We start from the raw sequence: 21,677 nt of genomic DNA, 5'->3' as shown, positions 1-21,677 counted from the left end.
ATCTGGTTAGCTGGAGACATGACTGACAAGCCTGAGATCGAATTTCCGGAGGGCCCGCCGCCGGCGGATCTGGAGATCACCGACATCACCGAAGGCGACGGCGACGAGGCCAAGGCCGGCTCCCGCGTCAACGTGCACTACGTGGGCGTGGCCCACTCGACCGGCGAGGAGTTCGACGCCTCCTACAACCGGGGCGCGCCGCTGGCCTTCCAGCTCGGCGTCGGCCAGGTCATCCAGGGCTGGGACACCGGCGTCCAGGGCATGAAGGTGGGCGGCCGGCGCAAGCTGGTCATCCCGCCGCACCTGGGCTACGGCGACCGTGGCGCGGGCAGCGCGATCAAGCCCGGCGAGACGCTGATCTTCGTGGTCGACCTGGTCAGCGTGAGCTGAATCCACCACCTCAGCCCCCGGTTGCGTCACAATGACGCGATCGGGGGCTTTTTCGCGTAGTACTACGCATCCGCGCTGCCGCCCCCACCAGCTTGACTTGGGAGCATGACGACGATGGTTGCCACCACCACCAAAGCCGGTACGGCGGTCCGCGCCGACTGGACGAAGTACGCCGCCCTGCTCGCCAAGGCCGCGCTCTTCGCGCTGTTGCTCACCGCCCTCATCTGGCCCGACCTGAGCGGGATCAAGGGCAAGGCGTCGACGGCCCGGCTGGTCGTCTACCCGATCGGCGCGCTGGTGCTGCCGCTGTGGTGGTTCGCGTACGGGCGTGCCAAAGGCAAGCTGCACAAGGCTTTCCCGTGGCACGCCGACCTGCTGCTCACGCTGCCCTGGCTGATCGACCTGGTCGGCAACCGGCTGAACCTGTTCGACACCATCACCTGGTGGGACGACGCGATGCACTTCAGCCTCTGGGCGCTGCTCACCGCGGGCGCGCTGACCGCCTTCGCCCCGCGCGACCTCAGCCGCGCGCTGACCGCGTTCGTCGCCCTCGGCTTCGGCGCCACCGCGGCGGTGATCTGGGAGCTCGGCGAGTACGTCGCCTTCGTCCGGCACTCCACCGAGCTGCAGACCGCCTACACCGACACCCTCGGCGACCTCACCCTCGGCAGCCTGGGCGCACTCCTGGCCGGCCTGATCCTCTACCAGGTACGGCGTACCAACTAGCGCTCGGTCGGCCGGCAGATCCCGTTCGCGGCAGCCGACGCGGCCAGCGCCTTGGCAGCAGCATTCTCAGCAGCAGTGGACGTCGCGCCCACAGCCGGCACCTGATCCTGCGGCCGGCTCGCATGCCGCCCGATCGGCACCACCATCGGCGTACCGGCCACCGGATCCGGAATCACCTTCACCGCCAGCCCGAAGACGTCCTGCACGACCTGCTCGGTGATCACCTCACTGGGGTTGCCCTCAGCAACGATCGCGCCGTTCTTCATCGCGATCAGGTGATCGCCGAACCGGCAGGCCTGGTTGAGATCGTGCAGCACGATCACGATCGTGCGCTGGTCGCGCCGGTTCAGGTCGACCAGCAGGTCCAGTACCTCGAACTGGTGGGTCAGGTCGAGGAACGTGGTCGGCTCGTCCAGCAGCAGGATGTCGGTCTCCTGGGCCAGCGCCATCGCGATCCAGACCCGTTGCCGCTGGCCACCGGACAGCTCGTCGATCGGCCGGTCGGCGATCTCCAGCACGTCGGTCGAGCTCATCGCGTCGGCGATCGCCTCGTCGTCACCCTTGGTCCACTGCCGGATCCAGCCCTGCCGCGGGTACCGGCCGCGGCCGACCAGGTCGGCGACGGTGATCCCCTCCGGCGCGGTCGGTGACTGCGGCAACAGTCCGAGCTTGGTCGCGACCTGCCGGGTCGGGATCGACTGGATGCTCTTGCCGTCCAGCAGCACCGTGCCGCGGCTCGGCTTCAGCAGCCGGGCCAGCGTCTTCAGCAGGGTCGACTTGCCGCAGGCGTTGGCGCCGACGATCACGCTGATCTTGCCGGTCGGGATCCGCACCGACAGGTCGTGGATGATTTCCCGCTGGTCGTAGCCGACGGCAAGGTTCTCGGCCGACAGGCTGTGCTCCACGTGCGTCTCCATGTCAGCCACCACTTCCGATCCGGTTCGTCCGGGCCAAGAGGAACATCAGGTACGGCGCTCCGACCACGCCGGTGACGACACCGACCGGCAGCTGGGTGTTGCCGAGCGCGTGCTGCGCGATCAGGTCGGACACCCCGACCACCAGCGCGCCGATCAGCGCCGACGCGACCATCGACGGCCCGGGCGAGCGAGTCAGCCAGCGGGCGATCGGCGGCGCCACGAACGCCACGAAGCCGATCGGTCCGGCCGCCGCGGTCGCGACGGCGGCGAGCAGTACGGCGACCACGATCAGCGCCAGCCGCGACCCCTCGACCCGCAACCCCAGCCCGTACGCCGTTTCGTCGCCGAGCTGCAGGATCCGCAACCGGTGCACCAGCAGCGCCATCACCGGCGTCAGCACCACCAGCGTGATCACCATCGACCGGACATGTGACCAGTCCCGCCCGTTCAGGCTGCCGGTCAGCCAGATCAGCGCCTGCTGGGCGATCTCGACCCGGGCCTTGGTCAGCAGGTACGACGTGAGGCTGGTGGCGATCGCGCCGATCCCGATCCCGACCAGGATCAGCCGGTAGCTCGAGACCCCGCGCCGCCAGGCCAGCAGGTACATGATGATCGCGGTCAGCAGCGCGCCCAGGATGGCCAGCCCCGAGACAGCGGCGCCGGTCAGGCCGAGGGTGATGATCCCGAAGACGGCGAACGCGCTGGCGCCGTACGTGACCCCGATGATGTCCGGGCTGGCGAGCGGGTTGCGGGCGATGCTCTGGAAGATCGCGCCGGACAGTCCGAGCGCGGCGCCGACCAGGATCGCGGTCAGCGCGCGCGGCAGCCGGAGCCGGTTGACGATGAACTCGGTGGCTTTGTCGCCACCGCCGAACAGGGTCTTGACCACGTCGAGGACCGGGATCTTGAAGTCGCCGAGCGACAGCGAGACACAGAACACGACGAAGACGATGACGGCCAGGACGAGCACCACGGCCGCGTTCCGGGCATGCCGGACGGCGCGGGCGTGCGAGATCACCTGGGCGGGCGACTGCTCCACGATCACGTCGGCCATCAGAGGTCCGCCAGCTTCCGGCGGCGTACCAGGGCGATGAAGAACGGGGCGCCGATGACGGCGGTGACGATGCCGACCTGGAGCTCACCGGGCTGGGCCACGACCCGGCCGATCACGTCCGAGCCGAGCAGCAGAATCGGGGAGAGCAGCATCGAGTACGGCAGGATCCAGCGGTAGTCCGGGCCGGTCACCAGCCGCGCGACGTGCGGGATGGTGAGCCCGACGAAACCGATCGGTCCGGCGGCAGCGGTGGCCGCGCCACAGAGCAGTACGACGGTCACTGCGGTGAAGAGCCGGGCCATGCCGACCCGCTGACCGAGCGAGCGGGCCACGTCGTCACCGAGCGACAGGGCGTTCAGGATCCGGCCGGAGACCAGCGCGAGCACGATGCCGATGATGATGAACGGCGCGACCTGGCCGGCGATGTCCGAGCCACGGCCGGCCAGCGAGCCGACCGCCCAGAACCGGAACTGGTCGAAGGTGTCGACGTCACCGATCAGCAGCGCGGTGGTCAGCGAGCCGAGCATCGCGGTCAGTGCTGCTCCGGCCAGCGCGAGCTTGACCGGGGTCGCACCCTCACGACCAAGTGAGCCGAGGAGGTAGACCGCCACCGAGGCCGCGGCGGCGCCGGCGAAGGCCAGCCACACGTACGCCGTCAGGCTGCTGAGGCCGAACCAGTAGATGCCCGCGACAACAAACAGCGCCGCTCCGCCGTTGACGCCGAGGATGCCCGGGTCGGCCAGCGGGTTGCGGGTGACGCCCTGCATCAACCCGCCGGACAGGCCGAGCGCGGCGCCGACCAGCAGGCCGATCTCCGTCCTCGGCACCCGCAGCGACCGGACGATCACGTGATCGGTGTTCGTCTCGTCGTAGTGACGCAGGGCATCGAGCACGGTCCCCAGCGGGATCTGCTTCGAGCCGACCGCGATGCTGAGCAACGCGATCAGCAGCAACAGCGCGACACAGCTCACCAGCCCGAGAATCAGCGTCGTCCGCCGGGCGCGCTGCGGCCGCTTTCCGCCGGCAGGAACAGATTCCGGACGGCCGGCGGAGACCGTGTCGGCAGCGGAAGACGGGGGCATGGACTTTTGGGATCCTCTTAGGTAAGGCTAACCTCTAGGTGCTTCACCATAACCCGCAGGCCTGTCGCCCCGCACCTGAACCCTGCCTTTCCGCCATCCGAACCCGACGGAGACGCCGCCATGACGTCCACGCTCGAACGCCCGATCGCCTTCGACTCGGTCTTTGCCACCGTCTCGGCGATCGATGACCTCAGCCCGCATCTGCGCCGGGTCACCTTCACCGGCGAACGAATCGGCGCCGCGGTCACCGCGGGCCCGGACCAGCGGATCAAGATCCTGCTCCCGCCACCCAACGGCAGCGAACTGAAGCTGCCCGAAGGCGAGGAGTGGTACGCCGCCTGGTGCGCGCAGCCCGCCGAGGAGCGCTCCATCATGCGCACCTACACAGTGCGCGCGCTCCGGCCCGAGCTGGCAGAGCTCGACATCGAGTTCGTCCTGCACGGCGTGAACGGGCCCGCCTCGGCGTGGGCCGGCGAGGTCACGGTCGGCCAGACGATCGGCTTGATCCTGCCGTTCTCGGTCGACACCACCAGCGTCAAGGGCCTGCTGATGTCCGGCGTCGATTATGTGCCTCCGGCAACGAGTCTGAGCCGGGTGCTGGTCGCCGACGAGACCGCGCTGCCCGCACTCGCAGGCATCCTGGAGCAGCTGCCGGCCGGAGTACGGGCGACCGTCTTCGCGGAGGTCCCGGACATCCGTGACATCCGTCCGCTGCCGAGCCCCGGCGAGGTCGACATCACCTGGCTCCCGCACGCCGGAGCACCCGAAGGCACACCCACATCGTTGCCTGAGGCCCTCGACGCGGCCAAGTTGCCTACTGACGTCGACTTCGCCTGGGTGGCCGGCGAATCCACCATGATCAAGCAGATCCGCCGGCACCTGGTCAACGTTGCAGGCCTTCCCAAGTCCGCCATCTCCTTCCAGGGGTACTGGAAGCGCGGCGAAGCAATGGAGTGAAGGTCAGCTCGGGTTCTCTGCGTGGGTGAGGGTTTCCCACGCCACGAAGAGATCGTTCGTACCGGCGGGGCGGCGGGACTCGGTCAGTGCCTGGGTGTTGGCCATCGCGATCCCCAGCCGGGTGTGCAGCGCGTTGTAGCCGACCTCGGTGATCGGGCCGAGACCACGCTTCAGCGTGCCCTTGCAGAGCCAGGACGGAACGGCCTCGAGGTTGCGCTCGTAGCGGGACTGGAAGCCCAGTGCCTGCTGCAGCCGCGGCCCGAACTCGGGGTACAGGTCGATGCCCTGGATCCGCGAGGTCTCCAACACGTGCGAGATCGCCGAGATGCCGTACCCGGTGTGCACGAAGTCGCGGCAGGTCTCCTGGGTCAGGCCGTTCACGAAGGTGCCCTGACCTTGCCAGTACGCGACGATCTTGTCGCGGGTGTTGAGGTTCTGGCTCGGCTTGGTCTTCGGCAGCGCGCCGTCGGACTCCAGGTAGACGAAGGCAGGCGTCCGGACCCGGAACAGCGAGATCGCCTTGTCGTAGACCGCCGCGTCCTCGAGGAACACGCCGATGCCCTGGATGGCCTCGGTCATGCTCAACTCCCAGTTGCCGTTGGAGTTCGAGCCGTTGATGATCTCGGGCAGGTAGACGTTGCGCAGCATGGTGCCGAACCGGCCGGAGTTCGGCCAGTTGCCGTAGACGTGCTTGATGATCTCGGCGGCCTTCGGCCACGACGAGGCCGACCAGGCGGTCTGCAGCGGCGCGTTGCTGTTGGTGTGGTCGCGGATCGTGTTCGACCAGGCGTCCATCAGCTGGATCGACTTCTGGGCATAGCGATCGTCGCGAGTGACGTACCAGATCAACGCGTCCGTGTACGCCGCGATCGCGTCGCCGCGCTCGTCCCGGCAGCCGAGATCGGGGTTGGAGTACGGGCCGCACTCGACCACGGCGCGCGGTTTCGGCGTACGGCTGAGTGAGCCGTAGGCACTGTTCTTGGCCTGGTTGAACGCGTTGGTCCACGGCTGGGCGCCGGCGTTCACCTTGGCGCGGACGAAGTCCAGCTGTGCGCGGCTGACCCCGACGCCGGGGTGCGTGAAGGTGCCGGGCGCCAGCGGAGCCTGTACTGCGGCCTCTGTTTTGGGAGATGCCGCGGCCGGGCTGGTCAGCGTGCCGACCACCAGAGCCGCACAAGCAGCGGCAACTACCGGGAAGAAGACTTTCTTGTGCATGGGCGGAGTCCTTGCATACGGGGGCGGTGTGACGCTGCGATTCCCCCCACTACCGCAGAGTCTTTTCGGAAGTTTGACGACAGAGGGTGAAGGCGTCAATATCCAAGCCAGCAATAACTTCACCTGGAACAGAAATCTGATTTGTCCCATCCCCAATGGAACAAAGCGAGGTCTTGTCCCATGAAACGACGTCACTTCCTGAGCCTTGGAACCGCCGTTCTGGCCGCCCCGGCACTACCCTCCGTCACCGCCTACGCAGCGCCGCCGTCCGAGCTGCTCCCCGGCCGCGCACAGATCGTCACCCAGATCCGCCGGGTCGCCGACCAGTGGATCGCCACCCATCCGCAGTCCGGCGACAACGGCTGGGCCCGGGCCACCTTCTTCAGCGGCCTGATGGCCGCCTACCGGCTGACCAACGACCGCCGCTACCTCGACTACACCCGCAGCTGGGCCGAGCGGCACAGCTACGGCATCCGCGAAGGCGTCGCCACCCGGCACGCCGACAACCACAACGCCATCCAGGTCTACCTGGACCTCAACGAGCTCGAGCCGTCCGCCAACAAGTTGACCGCGGCAACGGAAACGATCGGCAGGATGGTGGCCGGCAGCAAGGTCGACGACTGGTGGTGGGACGACGCGCTGCACATGGCGATGCCGCCGTTCGCCCGACTCGGCCGGCTCGGCCGGCTGCGCAACGATCCGGCGTACTGGGCCAAGCTGCACCAGCTGTACCGCGACACCAAGATCAGACGCGGCCTGTACGTCGCGTCGAGCGGGCTCTGGTACCGCGACGATCGCTTCCTGCCCGGCAAGATCGTCTCGCCGAACGGCAAGCCGGTGCTCTGGTCGCGCGGCAACGGCTGGGTCGCGGCCGCGCATGTGAAGACCCTCAAGGCATTGCCCGCGAACCAGCAGAATGTCGTCGAGTACCGCAGTACGCTGGCGCAGCTGGTGAGTGCGTTACGGCCGATCCAGCGCTCCGACGGCTTCTGGAACGTCAACCTCGGCGACCCGCAACACCTGCCAGGCCCGGAGACCAGCGGGACGGCGTTCTTCGCCTATGCCACGGCGTACGCCGTCAAGACCGGCCTGGTGCCGTCGCTCAACCATCTCCCGGTCGCGGCCCGGGCCTGGAACGGAATGGTCCAGACGGCCGTCCACCCGGACGGATTCCTCGGCTATGTCCAGAAGGTCGGCGACCGGCCGGAGTCGAGCCAACCGGTCAACTACGAATCCACTGCCGACTTCGGCGTCGGCGCCTTCCTGCTGGCCGGCGCCGAATTAGCGAGCCTGGCCGGCTAACTCCGCAGCACGTACTCCGGCCGCGTCGAGCATCGCCGCGGCCATCCGGACGCCGACCCCGTTGAGCGCCTGGGCCCGTACGACGGCCCGGGCGCTCGCGCCGTCGAACGCCATCGTCAGCTGGATCGCCATCGCGTCGGGATCGTCGACCCCGGCGGCCACCAGTTCGCTGCGGAAGAAGTCGGTCAGCCGCTGCTTGAAGTGCCGCGCGACGACACTGCCCGGGTGCTCCGGGTTCTTCAACTCGACCGCGGTGCTGACGAACGGGCACCCGAAGAACTCGTTGCCCGCGGCAAGCAGGTCCTGCTTCTCGAACACCGCCAGGATCCGCTCCCGCGGCGTCGCGCCGTCCTCGACCCCCGGCTCCAACGCCTGCTGGTACGACGGCCCGACGCTGGCCAGGCTCTCGGCGATCAGCTCGTCCTTGGAGCGGAACAACTGGTACATCGACTTCTTCGAGACGCCGGCCGCCTTGCAGAGCGCGTCCACGCCGATGTTCACGCCGTCTCGGTAGAAGAGTTCGCCCGCCGCGTCCAGAAGCCGCTCGCGGGGTGTCGCCTGGGAGTTCATGTTTCGAGCGTACCGGCTCGGTTTGTGTTTGGAAACCGATCGGTTTAGAGTGTGGAAACAGAACGGTTTCCAACCACTCTCCCAGGAGCAGACATGACCACCCTCGAAGGCGCCGTAGTCCTCGTCACCGGCGGCACCCGCGGTATCGGCAAGGCGCTCGTCGCCGACCTGCTCACCCGCGGCGTCACGAAGATCTACGCCACCGCCCGCGCCCCGCAGCCGAGCACCGACCCCCGGGTCGTGACGCTCCCGCTCGAGGTCACCGACCAGGCCTCGATCGACGCCCTGGTCGCCGCGGCGCCCGACGTCACCGTGCTGATCAACAACGCCGGCGGCAGCTCGCCGGACACCTACCTGGACGTGCCGCTGGCGGCGATCCGCGAGGTGTTCGAGACCAACTTCTTCGGCCCGCTGAACCTGACCCGCGCGTTCGTCCCGGTGATCGAGCGCAACGGCGGCGGCCACATCCTGAACGCGCACTCCGCCCTGACCTGGGTCGCCCGGCACGGCGCGTACTCCGCCACGAAGGCCGCCCTCTGGTCCCAGACCAACGCCCTGCGGCTGGAGCTGCTCGACCGCAACATCGGCGTCACCGGCCTGCACATGGGCTACGTCGACACCGACATGACCAGCGACGTCACCGACCCCAAGGAGAGCCCGGCCGACATCGCCAAGGCCGCCCTCGACGGCATCGAGACCGGCCAGCACGAAGTACTGGCCGACGACACCGCCCGCTGGGCCAAGGCCTCCACCGCCGGCGACCTCGCCGACGTGTACGCCGAACTCAAGAACTGAGCGGCGACCTCAGCGACCAGGCGGTCACCGAGACCTTCGTCCTGAGGTTGATGTCAGTGGCGATCGGCAGGACGACGACCGGATCGCCCTGACCGGGGGCCAACGACAGGAAGTCGCCGGCCACCTTCCTGCCGGAGATCATGTCGTCGCTGTTGAACCAGGTGACCGCGGCCTGGACCGTCCCGCCCTGGGCGAGCCGGATCCTGGCCGGGCCCCGGTCGGTCGCCACCTTGACGACGCCCGGCGTCACCGGCACGGGCATTGTGTTGCGGTCGGCATCCAGGATGGCGACTACCGGATAGCCGTTGATGATCAGCGGCTGCGCCGAGCAGTTGGCCAGCGTCACCACCACCGCCCGGTACCCCATCGTGGCTTCGACGATCCCGGTGGTGATCTTCGGCCCGACGGCCGGGCAATCAGCAGGGCGCGGATTGATGGTCGGCGGCCGGGGCGGCACGTTCGGGGCGGCGTTGTACCCGTCGTCCTCGACGCAGCCGCTCAGCATCAACAGCAGCGCGGTCATTCCCAGCCACCGCCTCAGCTCCATCCGCCGAACCTACGCCGAGCAGCAGTCCACCAGGCGACACGCGACGGACGTCTTTTCGTAGCGTTCTTGCGTAAAATCGGTTTCGATGATTGACGTCGTTGCTGTGCTGCGTCCCGAGGACGTCGTGATCGACTTCCTCTCCGTCCTAGATCCAGGCTCCGGCCGCGAAACACACCTGGTCATCGCTGACCGGGGCGCCTATCTGCGGCTGCCGGCGGGAGTCCCGCTCGCCGGCCGGCTGGCGCCCTTGGCCGAGCTGCTGCAGACCTCCGGCGAGGGCGCCAAACCGTTCTCGCCGGAGAGCGCGGCGGATGCGATCGCGCTCGAGACCGGCGATGTGGCGGCGACCGTCTGGACCCACTCACCTGCCGACGCCCGCGAGCGTCGCGGTCAGTGGGGTCTCGACCTCGCCGCCGCAGTACGGCGTGCGCCGGTCCGGCACGCGGTCGGGGACGCACTCTTGTTCCAGTGGCGAACCGAGCTGGACGTCCAGCTCGACCAGCCGCTGATCGACGCGAAGCTCGACTTCGTCAACACCCATTGCGCCGACTTACTGCAGCTCGGTGAGGACGACGACGACGCGCTGCCGACCCGGCGGATCCAGTCGGTCGAGCGGTTCTTCGACTCCGATCCGGACGAGCGGGCCCGGCTGTTCGCGTTGATGAGCAGCCTGAGCTCGAACGCCGCGATCGTCGAGGATCCTTGGGAGTTCGCGACCTCGCAGTACGAGATCGAGCGGCTGGACGCGACCGCGGATTGGGTGCGTGGGCATCTCGATCCGGTCGCCGGCCGGGTGATCGAGCTCGGCGCCTGCGAGGGCGCGCTGACCCGGCGGCTGCTGCGCGACGGCTACTCGGTGGATGCGACCGAGCCGAACCAGACCTTCCTGGCCAGACTGCGGGCCGGCGTCGACGGTGACGTCCGGATCCACCGGCACAGCTTCGAGGAGCTCACCACGACGCGGCGGCTGACGGGTTCGGCGTACCTGCTGATCGAGATGCTGTACTACGGCCAGAACCTGACCCTGCTCGACCGCTTCCCGACCGACCGGGTCTTCGTGTCGATGGAACCGGAGAAGCTGGCCCGCCAGAACTGGTCCTCCTCCTGGTCGATCGAGGAGGAGCTCGACCTGGTCCTGCCGCGGATCGAGCCGGTCGCCGGCGGCCGCGCCTACCTCCGCAAACGCGGCAGCCGCGGAATCCTGCTCCGCCGACGGTGATCCACCGCGGTTCAGTCCCCAAACCCGCACGGCGATGCACAAAAGTGAAAGTCGCTACCACTGGGCGCAGGGATCGGACCGCTGGGCGCAGAACGCTCGCACGATAGGTAAGCGACCCGCTACCCATGGTGGAGACATCCCGCCCATGGAGGTCCGCCCATGCCTCGACGCATCAACGCCGGCTCGATCGTCACCATCGCCACCACCCTGATCGCCACCACCGCCACCGTGCAGGCAGTGGTGACGCCCGCCGCCGCGACCTCTTCGGGTCAGGCGGCCGCGACCAGTTGCGACAGTGCCGCCGCCGGCTTCACCCCGGTCCTGCAGCTGGACCTCCCGGAGCGGGCCGGCTACCTGAACCAGACCCCGCCGTACAGCCTGGACCGGACCGCCGAGATCGGCGCGAACTTCGACCGGGTCGGCTACTGCGTGGAGCTCAACGGACCGGACGGACCACAGTGGGTCTGGACCGCGATGGAGCCGTTCTCCAACGACGCAAGGCGAATCGGCCTGCCGACGAGGCCTGGTGAACTCGTCCGGCAGCGGGTCGGCGACCTTGACGTCAAGTCGAACGTGGCCAGCGTGACCAGTGGAACCGGCCAGACCGGCTACCTGGAGATGTGGCCGAACCAGTACCAGGAGAGCGCCAGCAGCCAGGTCTCGAACGCGTCGCCGATCACCTTCGACGCCGACGACAACCCGACCTCCCCGCTCGGCTACGGCTCCTTCCAGGTCGCCCAGATCGGCCCGACCCGGCCGTCGAGCCTGGCGGCCAAGCAGGTCTTCGCGATCAACACCTTCACCGAGTCGGACACCGGCCTGCTCTCGTTGGGCATCGGCACCAACCTCAGCGGCCAGCCCGACTGGACCTTCGCCAACAACGCGAACCGCTACTCCCAGCGCCGCTTCACCGCCTACGTCCGTACTGCGGTCGTCGCGCTGACCGAGTCTCCCCAGGACCGGCAGTTGATCCCCCGGGACGCCAAGGGCGGCTCGATCGTGCCGGTGGCCGGGCGGGTCACCGACCCCCGAGTACGCCGGGTGCAGCTGCGGGTGAGCAGCAACGGCCGTACGGAGAGCTACAGCTCCGTCGGCAGCACCTTCCGGTTCTCCCCGCGGATCAAGGCAGGGCTGCAGGTATACACCTTCGAGCTGCGCGCCACTGGTCCCGGGTTCGACCGGGTGGTGGCTCGCCGCGAGGGCGTGGTGTCAGGTGACGTCTACGTAGTACAGGGGCAGTCGAACTCGGAGGCAGCGAAGTACAACGGCGCTGCCAACGGGGAAGAGTCGCCGTACCTGCGCAGCTACGGCTCCCCGACCGCGGACCCGAACATCTCCGGCGCCGACCGGGTCTGGCACTACGCGACCGGCGACGTGACCAACCAGTCCGGCTCGATCGGCCAGTGGGCCGTCCGGATGGGCCGGCGGATCGTCGACACCTACAAGGTGCCGGTGGCGCTCATCAACGGTGCACACGGCGGTCAGCCGATCAACTTCTTCCAGCGCAACGACGCGAACCCCAACGACCTCAACACCAACTACGGCAGGCTTCGGCAGCGCCTGACCGGCGCCGGCGTGATCGGCCAGGTGCGGGGCGTGCTCTGGTACCAGGGCGAGTCCGACAACGACAACGCGTCGGTGCACATCAGCGGCTTCACCTCGCTGCTGCAGGACTGGCGAGCCGACTTCGGCACCGCCATCCCCGGCGGCAGCCGGTACTACGTCTACCAGGTCCGCACGTCGCCCTGCGGCAACACGACTGCCATGAACCTGCGCGAGGCCCAACGGGATCTCGGCGACACAGCAGGCGTGACGGTGCTGTCGACCAACGGCGTATCGGGGCATGACGGCTGCCACTACTCGTATCTGGGTGGCTATCGCGATCTGGGCGACCACACGTTCGCAGTACTGGCTCGGGATCTGTACGGCGGCACCAAGGTCGGGGTGGCTCCGCCTAACCCATCCACTGTCACCGCTAATGGGTCGCAGCTCGTAGTACAGCTTCGATCGACTGATGCGCTGACTGTCGACGCTGGAGTAGCCGCCGCCTTCCGGGTCGATGGCTCCATCGTCAGCGTCTCGTCGGTGGCCTACCAGGCGGGCGGCAAGCTCGTGGTCACCCTGTCCGGGCCCGCAACCAGCGGGTCTTCCCTGACCTACCAAGGCCACAACGGCGCCGGCCCGTGGATCACCAACGCCACCGGCACCGGGCTGCTCGCCTTCACCCTCCCGATCAGCTAGCACCCAGGCGCGGCCGGTGCCCACCGCCCCGAGGCATCGGCCGCGCCCCGAGACTCAGCGAGCTTTGTAGGCAGCCAGGAACGCTTCGACGCCCGCTGCCGTGAACCGCTCCAGCTCCTCGGCCGAGACCGCGTCCATCCGGCCGAAGAACATCACCCGGTTGCTCGGGATCCACAGCAGCAGACCGGCCAGATGGTTGGCCGCGATCTCCGGATCCTTGATGGCGAGCAACCCACGCTCGGCCAGCCGGCTCAGACAGTCGGCCAGCGTCGGCAGCACCCGGCCGAAGCCGCGGTTCCAGTAGTCCTCGCCCAGGTCGGGGAACCGGGCCGCCTCGGCGATCACGAGCCGGCGCATCTGCTGCACCGAAGGCGTCATGATCCCGCCGACGAAGGCGTCCGCGAGCCGGCGGACGGCCGTGTCGACGTCGTCGGCCTCGGCCACCTCGCGGCCGATCTCCGCGAACGGGTCCTCGACCCGGTCGCTGATCGCCACGATCAACGCCCGGAACAGGTGTTCCTTGTCCGCGAACTGTTTGTAGACAGTCTGCTTCGAGACCGAGGCGCCGGCCGCGACCTGGTCCATGTTCGCGCCGACGTAGCCGTTGTCCAGGAACGCCTGCAGCGCGGCGTCCAGGATCTGTTCGCGCTTGAGGGCCGCCCGGGCGGTGAGTTCTGGCATGGAATTCTCCCTTCGCAGTACTAGACAGTACCGTACTGTTTTGAGTACGGTACCGTTCAGTACCCATTCGTGAGGAGATCTGAGATGACCAGCACCCGTTCGTCCGACGGCACCGAGATCGGCTACAGCAAGGTCGGCTCCGGCCCGGCCGTGATCCTGGTCGACGGCGCCACCGGCTTCCGCGCCTTCAACCAGACCGGCAGCCAGCTCGCCGGTCTGCTGGCCGGCTCGTTCACCGTCTACACCTACGACCGCCGGGGGCGCGGCGAGAGCGGCTGGAACGACGCCTCGACCAGCCGGTTCGACGACGAGCTCGCCGACCTCGGCGCGATGATCGAGGTGGCCGGCGGCTCGGCCGCGCTGTGCGGCTTCTCCTCCGGCAGCGTCCTCGCGCTGGAAGGCGCCCGGGCCGGTCTGCCGGTCACAAAGCTCGCCCTCTACGAGCCGCCGTTCATCGTCAACGGCGATCGGCCGCCGCTGCCGGACGACTACGTCGAGCAGTTGGAGACCGCGGTCGCCGAGGACCGTCGCGGCGACGCGGTGAAGATCTTCATGACCAAGGCGGTCGGCCTGCCCGAGGAGTACCTGGGAGGGATGGAGCAGAGCCCGTTCTGGCCGACGATGCTCGACGTCGCGCACACCATCGCCAGCGACGGCGCCGTGATGGGCCGGACGATGTCGGGCGACGTCACCGCGCTGGACCGGTTCGCCGAGGTCGCCACCGAGACCCTGGTGATCTACGGCGACCAGACCGACGCCTCCATCATCGACGGCGACCAGGCGATCGCGAAGGTGCTGCCCAACGCGACTCTCGAAGTACTGCCCGGTCAGACCCACGACGTCGCCGCCGAGGCGCTCGCACCGGTGCTGCTGCGCTACCTCAGTTGAGGACGTCGGTGGCCAGGTGGTCCCGGTCGACGCCTGCCAGCAACATCGCGACCCCGTCGGAGTTGCCGGTCCGCAGCGGCAGGATCTCGCGGTACGCCGCGGAGTCGTACCAGCCGCGGGCCTGCTCGTAGCCGGGGAACTCGATCACGATCAAGGTGCCGTCCCAGCGCCCCTCGATCAGCTCGGGTTCCCCGCCGTGCACGATGAAGTGGCCGTCGAAGGGGGCCAGGGTGGCGTCGATGCGCCGCAGGTACTCGACGATTGCGTCGTTCAGCTGGACGTTGCGCAGGTTGGCGATCGCGTAGTGCGTCATGCTCGGCTCCTCGTTCGTTGGTAGGAGACGAGCGTGGAACGGAACGCGCGAAAGGACGATTACGTCAGAGGTCATGGAGAAAGCTCTCCGGCCAGGCCCAGCGGATGGGCTGATCCCGACGTACGGTGGATGCCATGTCAGCAACGGGGGAACGCCCGACGACACCGACCGAGGTGTTGGAGGAACGCGTCGGGCCGTACCGGTTGATCCGGCGGCTCGGCCAGGGCGGCATGGGTGTCGTGTACTTGGCGGAGGGGCCCGAACACAAAGAGGTAGCACTCAAGGTCCTGCGGTCGCACGTCGCCCATGATCCGACCGCGCGAGCCCGGTTGCAGCGCGAAGCGACCACGTTGCAGATGGTGAACCACCCTGGTGTGGCGGGGATCCTCGACCACGACCTGCACAGCGACCGGCCGTATCTGGTTACCCGGTTCGTACCAGGCCGACCACTCGACGAGCAGGTGGACGATCGCGGGCCATTGACGCCGCAACGCTGGCTGCCGCTGGCCGGCTGTCTCGCGGAGTCACTGCAGGCGATCCACCGAGCAGGGGTCGTGCACCGCGACCTGAAGCCCGGCAACGTGATGATGCTCAACGGCAAGCCGGTGATGATCGACTTCGGTATCGCCCAGGCGGCTGATGATCTTCGCCTGACCCAGACCGGCCTGGTGATCGGTACGCCGGGCTACCTCGCGCCGGAGCTGATCGAAGGCGAAATGGTCTCCGAGTCGGCCGACTGGTGGGGCTGGGCCGCCACGGTGGCCTTCGCTGCCACCGGCCGCCGCCCGTTCGGCAAGGGCCCCTTCGAGGTCGTCCTGCACCGCGTGCACAGCGGCCAAGCCGACCTGGAAGGCCTCGACCCGCGCCTGAAGCCGCTGCTCGCCGCTGCGCTCTCTCCAAAGAAGGGCGACCGCCCCACCCAGCTCGAGATCATGGCCGGCCTCAACCGGTACGCCGAAGGCCGCGAGGCGCTGATCCCGGACCCGTACGGCTCCCCCGACGAGCACCCGGAGACAGCCCTCCTCAACCCGCCTACCGCGGTGATGACCCGGGTCATGCCCGAGGACGCCGCCGCTGCCGCTGGGAACACCGCGCACGATCCGGCCAACGTGGCGCAGCTTGTCCCGTCGGTGATCCCACCGCTCTCGGCGTTCAGCCCGATGCGCGACAAGCTCCGCGACGTCGCCGCTCAACAGAAGGCTAAGAAGGCCGCCGCTGCCGCGGCAGCAGGCGCCGTGGGCGCAGGCACGGGTGGCGCGGCGGCAGGCGCCGCAGGCGCGGGTGGCGCGGGCGCGGGTGGCGCAGCCGGCTACGCCGGTGGCGGCCTCGCCGCTGGTGCGCCGAGCGGCCTGGCGGGCGTCCACCCGGCCACCTACAGCCCGACGCCTACGGCTGCAGCGCCAGCTGGCATGCCGGTGAACTACCAGCCGTATCAGCCGCAGCAGACCTACCAACCGCAGTACCAGCAGCCGGTTGCCCCGCAGTACCAGCCACAACCGCAGTACCAACCTCAGCCACAGCCGCAGTACCACCACCCGCAGCCACAACCCCAGCACGGCAATGAGATCGCCAGGCGGCAGAGTCACGAGCCAGTAGCTCGCGCCGACGCTCCCCCGTCGGCCGACCAGCAGGTAGCGCGGTCAGTGCTGGTCGCCGCCCTCATGCTCGCTGTCGGCGCCCTGATCGCCTACACCCCCGGCTTCGGCGTCCTGGTCGCCGCGCTGCTGATGATCCTCGCCCGCACGGTCGACCGCGGCAGCACGGCGCTCATGCGGCGTCGGCAGGTTCGCGGCGGTCGCGGGAAGTCCGACGGCCTGGTCGCCGCCGCTGCCAGCCCGGTGCACCTGATCGCCGCCACCCTGATCACGCTGTTCTGCTTGATCCTCCCGGTCATCGTGGGGTTCATCGTCGGCGGCAGCGTCACCGCCGGCGCCGCCAACACCCACGGCCTCGACTGGACTCCCCTGTCCGCCGTCGGCTTCGGTATCGGCGGCATCGCCGGCCTGTTCACCGCCTGGTGGGGCCCCGGCGGTACGTCGCTGCGCCGTGGCACCAAGATCACCCTGCGCCAGGCGTTCCGGCCCGCCTGGCTGAGCGTGCTGATCGCCGCCGTACTGCTCGGCGTGGCAGCACTCACCTTCCAGAGCGCGGCCGCTGGGAACGGCGCCGCCTGGGCCCGCGAGCCGATCAGCAAGCCGGAGCTACCGCAGCGGCCGGGTCTCAGCGACATCCGGGACTGGCCGATCATCAGCGACCTGCCGCTGATCGGCAACTGACCCAGCTGCCGAACCGGGCCGCCGTCGCGCCAGACCTGCCCGACAAACACCAAACCCCAGCCGATCGGTCGAACACCGACTGGCCGGGGTCACGGGCGAGCAGGGTCAGAAGCGGTTGTCCAGGATGACCATCTGGGACCGCTCCGGGCCGACGCCGACCGCGGAGATCGGGGCGCCGCTGAGCGCCTCGACCGCCTTCACGTAGGTCTGCGCGTTCTTCGGCAGGTCCTCGAAGCTCCGGCAGCCGGTGATGTCGTCGTTCCAGCCGTCGAACTCCTCGTAGACCGGCGTCGCGTGGTGGAAGTCGGTCTGCGTCATCGGCATCTCGTCGTGCCGCACGCCGTTCACGTCGTAGGCGACGCAGACCGGGATCTTCTCCCGGCCGGTCAGCGTGTCCAGCTTGGTCAGCACGAAGTCGGTGACGCCGTTGACGCGCGCGGCGTACCGGGCGATCACGGCGTCGTACCAGCCGCAGCGGCGCGGCCGGCCGGTCGTCGTACCGAACTCGAAGCCCTGCTGGCGCAGCCACTCACCGTCGGCGTCGAGCAGCTCGGTCGGGAACGGCCCCTCGCCGACCCGGGTGGTGTACGCCTTCACGACCGCCATCACGCGGTCGATCCGGGTCGGCGGGATACCGGAGCCGGTGCAGGCGCCGGCCGAGATCGCGTTCGACGAGGTGACGAACGGGTAGGTGCCGTGGTCGACGTCCAGCAGGGTCGCTTGGCCGGCCTCCATCAGCACCGTCTTGCCCTCGTCCAGAGCCCGGCCGAGGAGCAGTGGCGTGTCCGCGACCATCGGGCGCAGGCGCTCGGCGTACGCCAGCAGCTCCTCCATCACCTCGGCGATCTCGACCGCGCGGCGGTTGTAGACCTTCACCAGCAGCTGGTTCTTCTGCTCCAGCGCGCCGGTGACCTTCTGCTCGAGGATCTTCTCGTCGTACAGGTCCTGGACCCGGATCCCGATCCGGTTCATCTTGTCCGCGTACGTCGGGCCGATGCCGCGCCCGGTGGTGCCGATCTTGCGGCTGCCGAGGAACCGCTCGGCCACCTTGTCCAGGGTCCGGTTGTACGGCGGGATCAGGTGCGCGTTGGCGCTGATCACCAGCCGAGAGGTGTCGACCCCGCGGACCTGCAGCGCGTCGAGCTCCTCGAACAGCACGCTGAGGTCGACCACCACCCCGTTGCCGATCACCGGGGTCACGCCCGGGGTCAGGATTCCACTCGGAAGCAGGTGCAGGGCGTACTTCTCGTTCCCGATCACGACCGTGTGGCCGGCGTTGTTCCCGCCGTTGAACTTCACCACGTAGTCGATCGTCGCCCCGGTGTTGCCGAGCAGATCGGTCGCCTTGCCTTTGCCCTCATCGCCCCACTGGGCGCCGACGAGCACGATTGCGGGCATCTCAGCCCTCCTCTTCACGCGTCGGCCCGAACGGCTTCGTCGCCGTCGGTGGCCGGTCGCTAGAAACGGTGAAGCCCGGGCAACGTCACCAGAAGTTCGTCTCGGCGCCGCGTCCAGGCTCTTGCGACCAAAGCTTACCGGAACTGCGCATTACCACGTACTTCCCGCTCCGGGGAGTCAACACGTGACACCGAGCGCGCAATTCATCACGACGGGTTGCCATTTTCCGTGATCGCGTGCACACTCTTAGTCAGCGGCCCGCCGAAACTGCCGCAGGGGACGGTTCCGGCGGGCCGCTTTCTTCATGCCCACAAGGGTTTTCACGCCGTTTCACAAACACTCAAGCTCGTTGCCCGGTGCCCCGTCCACCGCCTCGCCGCTGGTTGCCCGCGGCGACGAATCAGTTCGCGTCCAGGCCTTCGGGGTTCGACGCCAGCCACTCCTTGACCCGCCGGTCGGCCTCCTCCGGCGAGACGTCCTCGACCTTGGTCAGGATCGCCCAGCGGTGCCCGAACGGATCGATCACGGTGCCGAACCGGTCCCCGGTCATGAACGTCTGGACCGCCTCCACCTGCCGCGCGCCGGCCTCGAGCGCCTTCGCGAAGGTCGCGTCCACGTCCGGCACGTAGTGCACCAGCGACGAGTGCACCCAGTCGCCGTTCGGCGCCTGCAGCCCGATCTGCGGCATCTCGTTGCTCAGCTGCAGCATCGAGTCGCCGAACTTCAGCTCGGCCTGCCCGAGCCGCCCGTCGGGCAGGTCCTGCCGGCTGATCACCTCGGCCCCGAACACCTCGATGTAGAACTCAATCGCCTTCGGCCCGTCGGAGACCGCCAGGTAGGGGGTGAGCGAGTGGTAGCCGGGCGGAATGGGGTTCACCTTGTTCGTCGTCATACCGAACAGTCTTCGCGAACCGGGTGGGTCGGGTCTTGTAAGAACGCGACAGCGTTCTGTCGGTGCGCTGCCGTAGGTTTGGAGGGTGTCCAGGCAACCCTTCGAGAGCGAGAGAGGCATCCTGCATCCGCGGGAGCAGGCCCGGCACCGCAGCCTGAGCCGGCTCACGCCCGACCCGGGGATCGACCGGTTCGTGGAGTGGTACTGGATCGTCGAGTGGGACCTGCCCGCGCCGTACGTCGCCGAGGTGCTGCCCTACCCGAGCGTGAACGTGACCTTCGAGCAACCGGGCGGCGCGTTCGTCAACGGGGTCTGCACACGCAAGTTCGAGCGCGAACTGACCGGCCGCGGCCGCGTCTTCGGGGTGAAGTTCTGGGCCGGCGGCTTCGGTGCGGTCACCGGCCTCGACGTCGGCTCCTTCCGCGACGAGGTGCTGCCCCTGCGCGAGGTCTTCGACGACGCCGACCGGCTGGCCGACCTGATCTTCGCCGAGCCCGACGACCTCCGCCGCCGAGCCGTCTTCGAGGCGTTCATGACCGACCGCCTGGTCGCCCCGGACCCGCAGTACGACCTGGTCCGCAGCGTCATCGCCGCGATGAGCGAGGACCGCACCCTGACCCGGGTCGACCAGGTCACCGACGCCTTCGACCTCCCGATCCGCAAACTCCAGCGCCTCTTCCGCCGCTACGTCGGCGTCGGCCCGAAGTGGGTCCTCCGCCGCTACCGCCTCCACGACGGCGCCGACCTGCTGGCCCGCGGCGAGGCCACCGAACTGGCCGACCTCTCCACCGCCCTCGGCTACTTCGACCAGGCCCACTTCTCCCACGAGTTCAAAGAGCAGATCGGCCTGACCCCGGCTGAGTACGCCGCCCGCGCCGCAGCCGAGGCCCAAGTCACCTACCGCTGACGAACCACGAAAGCCATCGCTGTGGCCGCCAGCGTCGCGCCAACAGCCAAGGCGAAGCCCAGGTGCGGACCTTGTGCGTCCACTGCCCGTCCAGCCACGGCAGCGCCCATCGCGATACCGGCAGCGCTCCCTGAGTTCAGCCAAGTGAAGGCTTGCGTCAGCACTGCGGGCTCGACCTCCGACTCGGCCAGTACGGACGACAGCACCTGGATCGGGGCCAGGGCGAGGCCCGGGAGGGCCAGTGACAAGGCGAGAGTCAGCGGGCTGTCCGCCACGAGCAGCGGCAGGCTGCTGAGGAACAGCACCGCCATGGCGACCACGAACTGCTTGGTGATCGGCGTACGCCAGCGCCTTGCTCCGTAGGCGATTCCGGCGACCAGGCTGATCAAGCTGGTAATGCTGTAGAGCGGCCCGGCGAGTGACTCCGACCCTCGGCCGACCGCGAAGGCTGTCACTGACACCTGCATGGTGCCGAAGAACAGTCCGACGGCAATGTTCGTGCCAACCAACGCCAGAAACCCTTTACGTAGAAGGCGTTCTGAGCCCTCGGCGCGGACGCCGGAGGTAGGAGGCGGCGCAGTACTGCGTTGTGCGGCCAGCGTGAAGCCGCCTGCCAGCACCAAGGTTGTCGCCAGCAACGAGCCCGCTACCGGCGACACCAACGCGCTGACGGTCCCGACGAGCGCAGGGCCGACCAGGTAGGCCAGGCCGGTGCCTAATGACTCCAACGCGAAGGCGGATGACAGTACGGGATCTCCGCGCAAGGCATGTGACCAGCGGGCTGCTGTCTGGGCGCCGATCTGTGGGAGCGAACCGCCTGCCAGTACTCCGGCGAGCACCAGCATCCACAGCGGGGCGGCCGACAGAGTCAGTGCGATCAGCAGAGCTATGGAGGTCGCGTGCAAAAGCAAGGTGATCGGCAGCATCCGGGGTTGCCCGAAGCGATCGATCAGCCGGGCGACCTGTGGTCCACCGACAGCTTCGGCGACGGCGAAACCGCCGGTCACCGCGCCTGCGACGGCGTACGAGCCTGTTGAGCCGTGGACCAGCCAGACGATGCCCAGACCAGTCATGGCGATGCCGATCCGCGCGGGCGCGGCGGCCAGGTAGAACTTCAACGCTCCCGGCGTGCGCAGGGCGACGCGGTAGCCACTCTCGACTGGAGCGGTTTGGGGCGTACGGATCCGTCCGGTGAGTGCCGGCACGGTGGTACCTTCCGCTGCCCGGTGGGGCGGTGACCTGACCGCGGGCGTCCTGCTACGCCGGTCCGTCGTTGCCGCCTACAACCGTCCAAGTTCGGCAGGAAG

Annotated in this window: 21 protein-coding genes; 10 read left to right on the top strand and 11 right to left on the bottom strand. The window is 68.6% G+C overall.

Annotated features, from left to right (window positions below):
* Positions 1 to 18: 18 nt before the first annotated feature.
* Together AB0P21_RS14300 and AB0P21_RS14295 are read left to right on the top strand one after the other, a co-directional pair.
* Positions 19 to 390 carry an FKBP-type peptidyl-prolyl cis-trans isomerase gene (locus AB0P21_RS14300; protein ID WP_363696718.1) on the top strand — a complete coding sequence of 124 codons (372 nt, stop codon included), beginning with the start codon at positions 19 to 21 and terminating at the stop codon, positions 388 to 390.
* 105 nt (positions 391 to 495) lie between these two features.
* A complete protein-coding gene (locus tag AB0P21_RS14295; RefSeq protein ID WP_363696716.1) occupies positions 496 to 1,116 on the top strand; it encodes a hypothetical protein in 621 nt (206 codons plus the stop codon).
* Here AB0P21_RS14295 and AB0P21_RS14290 read toward each other — a convergent pair.
* The 3 genes from AB0P21_RS14290 to AB0P21_RS14280 are packed head-to-tail and all read right to left on the bottom strand — an operon-like array spanning position 1,113 to position 4,169.
* Positions 1,113 to 2,033, bottom strand: coding sequence for an ABC transporter ATP-binding protein (locus AB0P21_RS14290; protein WP_363696714.1), 921 nt, complete (start codon positions 2,031 to 2,033; stop codon positions 1,113 to 1,115). The genes AB0P21_RS14295 and AB0P21_RS14290 overlap by 4 nt on opposite strands.
* Position 2,034: 1 nt before the next feature.
* Positions 2,035 to 3,087 carry an iron chelate uptake ABC transporter family permease subunit gene (locus AB0P21_RS14285; RefSeq protein ID WP_363696712.1) on the bottom strand — a complete coding sequence of 351 codons (1,053 nt, stop codon included), beginning with the start codon at positions 3,085 to 3,087 and terminating at the stop codon, positions 2,035 to 2,037.
* The gene (locus AB0P21_RS14280) at positions 3,087 to 4,169 is read right to left on the bottom strand and encodes an iron chelate uptake ABC transporter family permease subunit (protein WP_363696710.1); all 1,083 of its coding nucleotides are present in this window, start codon (positions 4,167 to 4,169) and stop codon (positions 3,087 to 3,089) included. Before AB0P21_RS14280 ends, AB0P21_RS14285 begins: the two co-directional genes overlap by 1 nt.
* 120 nt (positions 4,170 to 4,289) lie before the next feature.
* Here AB0P21_RS14280 and AB0P21_RS14275 point away from each other — a divergent pair, with 120 nt between their 5' ends.
* Positions 4,290 to 5,126, top strand: coding sequence for a siderophore-interacting protein (locus tag AB0P21_RS14275; RefSeq protein ID WP_363696708.1), 837 nt, complete (start codon positions 4,290 to 4,292; stop codon positions 5,124 to 5,126).
* 3 nt (positions 5,127 to 5,129) lie between these two features.
* On the opposite strand, the gene AB0P21_RS14270 is transcribed toward AB0P21_RS14275, so the two are convergent.
* Positions 5,130 to 6,341 (bottom strand): alginate lyase family protein, encoded by a 1,212-nt coding sequence (locus tag AB0P21_RS14270; RefSeq protein WP_363696705.1) that lies wholly within the window; start codon positions 6,339 to 6,341, stop codon positions 5,130 to 5,132.
* Positions 6,342 to 6,521: 180 nt separating this feature from the next.
* On the opposite strand from AB0P21_RS14270, the gene AB0P21_RS14265 reads away from it, so the two are divergent.
* Positions 6,522 to 7,643, top strand: a complete 1,122-nt coding sequence (locus tag AB0P21_RS14265) for a glycoside hydrolase family 88 protein (RefSeq protein WP_363696704.1) — start codon at positions 6,522 to 6,524, stop codon at positions 7,641 to 7,643.
* Here AB0P21_RS14265 and AB0P21_RS14260 read toward each other — a convergent pair.
* Positions 7,623 to 8,213: a TetR/AcrR family transcriptional regulator gene (locus tag AB0P21_RS14260; protein ID WP_363696702.1), complete on the bottom strand. Its 591-nt coding sequence runs from the start codon at positions 8,211 to 8,213 to the stop codon at positions 7,623 to 7,625. The genes AB0P21_RS14265 and AB0P21_RS14260 overlap by 21 nt on opposite strands.
* A gap of 93 nt (positions 8,214 to 8,306) precedes the next feature.
* Between AB0P21_RS14260 and AB0P21_RS14255 the strand changes: the two genes are divergently transcribed.
* On the top strand, positions 8,307 to 9,008 hold the full coding sequence (locus AB0P21_RS14255) for an SDR family oxidoreductase (protein ID WP_363696700.1): 702 nt from the start codon (positions 8,307 to 8,309) through the stop codon (positions 9,006 to 9,008).
* On the opposite strand, the gene AB0P21_RS14250 is transcribed toward AB0P21_RS14255, so the two are convergent.
* Entirely contained in the window at positions 8,998 to 9,555 is a 558-nt protein-coding gene (locus AB0P21_RS14250; protein WP_363696698.1) for a DUF4232 domain-containing protein, read from the bottom strand. The two genes, AB0P21_RS14255 and AB0P21_RS14250, sit on opposite strands and share 11 nt — an antisense overlap.
* An 85-nt stretch (positions 9,556 to 9,640) precedes the next feature.
* Between AB0P21_RS14250 and AB0P21_RS14245 the strand changes: the two genes are divergently transcribed.
* Entirely contained in the window at positions 9,641 to 10,774 is a 1,134-nt protein-coding gene (locus AB0P21_RS14245) for an SAM-dependent methyltransferase (RefSeq protein ID WP_363696696.1), read from the top strand.
* 159 nt (positions 10,775 to 10,933) lie between these two features.
* Positions 10,934 to 13,015: a sialate O-acetylesterase gene (locus AB0P21_RS14240; protein WP_363696694.1), complete on the top strand. Its 2,082-nt coding sequence runs from the start codon at positions 10,934 to 10,936 to the stop codon at positions 13,013 to 13,015.
* Between the two features lie 54 nt (positions 13,016 to 13,069).
* Here the strand turns inward: AB0P21_RS14240 and AB0P21_RS14235 are convergent, their stop codons facing one another.
* Positions 13,070 to 13,696, bottom strand: a complete 627-nt coding sequence (locus AB0P21_RS14235; protein ID WP_363696692.1) for a TetR/AcrR family transcriptional regulator — start codon at positions 13,694 to 13,696, stop codon at positions 13,070 to 13,072.
* A gap of 84 nt (positions 13,697 to 13,780) precedes the next feature.
* On the opposite strand from AB0P21_RS14235, the gene AB0P21_RS14230 reads away from it, so the two are divergent.
* Positions 13,781 to 14,584 carry an alpha/beta hydrolase gene (locus tag AB0P21_RS14230; protein WP_363696690.1) on the top strand — a complete coding sequence of 268 codons (804 nt, stop codon included), beginning with the start codon at positions 13,781 to 13,783 and terminating at the stop codon, positions 14,582 to 14,584.
* On the opposite strand, the gene AB0P21_RS14225 is transcribed toward AB0P21_RS14230, so the two are convergent.
* The gene (locus tag AB0P21_RS14225; protein WP_363696688.1) at positions 14,577 to 14,897 is read right to left on the bottom strand and encodes a DUF1330 domain-containing protein; all 321 of its coding nucleotides are present in this window, start codon (positions 14,895 to 14,897) and stop codon (positions 14,577 to 14,579) included. The two genes, AB0P21_RS14230 and AB0P21_RS14225, sit on opposite strands and share 8 nt — an antisense overlap.
* A 134-nt stretch (positions 14,898 to 15,031) precedes the next feature.
* Here AB0P21_RS14225 and AB0P21_RS14220 point away from each other — a divergent pair, with 134 nt between their 5' ends.
* Positions 15,032 to 17,173, top strand: coding sequence for a serine/threonine-protein kinase (locus AB0P21_RS14220; protein WP_363696686.1), 2,142 nt, complete (start codon positions 15,032 to 15,034; stop codon positions 17,171 to 17,173).
* Positions 17,174 to 17,278: 105 nt separating this feature from the next.
* Here AB0P21_RS14220 and AB0P21_RS14215 read toward each other — a convergent pair whose 3' ends face one another.
* Together AB0P21_RS14215 and AB0P21_RS14210 are read right to left on the bottom strand one after the other, a co-directional pair.
* Positions 17,279 to 18,571, bottom strand: a complete 1,293-nt coding sequence (locus tag AB0P21_RS14215; protein WP_363696684.1) for an adenylosuccinate synthase — start codon at positions 18,569 to 18,571, stop codon at positions 17,279 to 17,281.
* 400 nt (positions 18,572 to 18,971) lie between these two features.
* Positions 18,972 to 19,463, bottom strand: a complete 492-nt coding sequence (locus AB0P21_RS14210) for a VOC family protein (RefSeq protein ID WP_363696682.1) — start codon at positions 19,461 to 19,463, stop codon at positions 18,972 to 18,974.
* A gap of 85 nt (positions 19,464 to 19,548) precedes the next feature.
* On the opposite strand from AB0P21_RS14210, the gene AB0P21_RS14205 reads away from it, so the two are divergent.
* On the top strand, positions 19,549 to 20,370 hold the full coding sequence (locus AB0P21_RS14205) for a helix-turn-helix domain-containing protein (protein ID WP_363696680.1): 822 nt from the start codon (positions 19,549 to 19,551) through the stop codon (positions 20,368 to 20,370).
* Here the strand turns inward: AB0P21_RS14205 and AB0P21_RS14200 are convergent.
* Complete coding sequence (locus AB0P21_RS14200) at positions 20,361 to 21,575, bottom strand: MFS transporter (protein ID WP_363696679.1); 1,215 nt, start codon at positions 21,573 to 21,575, stop codon at positions 20,361 to 20,363. The two genes, AB0P21_RS14205 and AB0P21_RS14200, sit on opposite strands and share 10 nt — an antisense overlap.
* Between the last annotated feature and the right edge of the window lie 102 nt (positions 21,576 to 21,677).

The sequence above is a fragment of the Kribbella sp. NPDC056861 genome (assembly GCF_040687575.1).
Classification (GTDB): domain Bacteria; phylum Actinomycetota; class Actinomycetes; order Propionibacteriales; family Kribbellaceae; genus Kribbella.
This window is presented reverse-complemented; position numbering and strand designations above follow the sequence as displayed.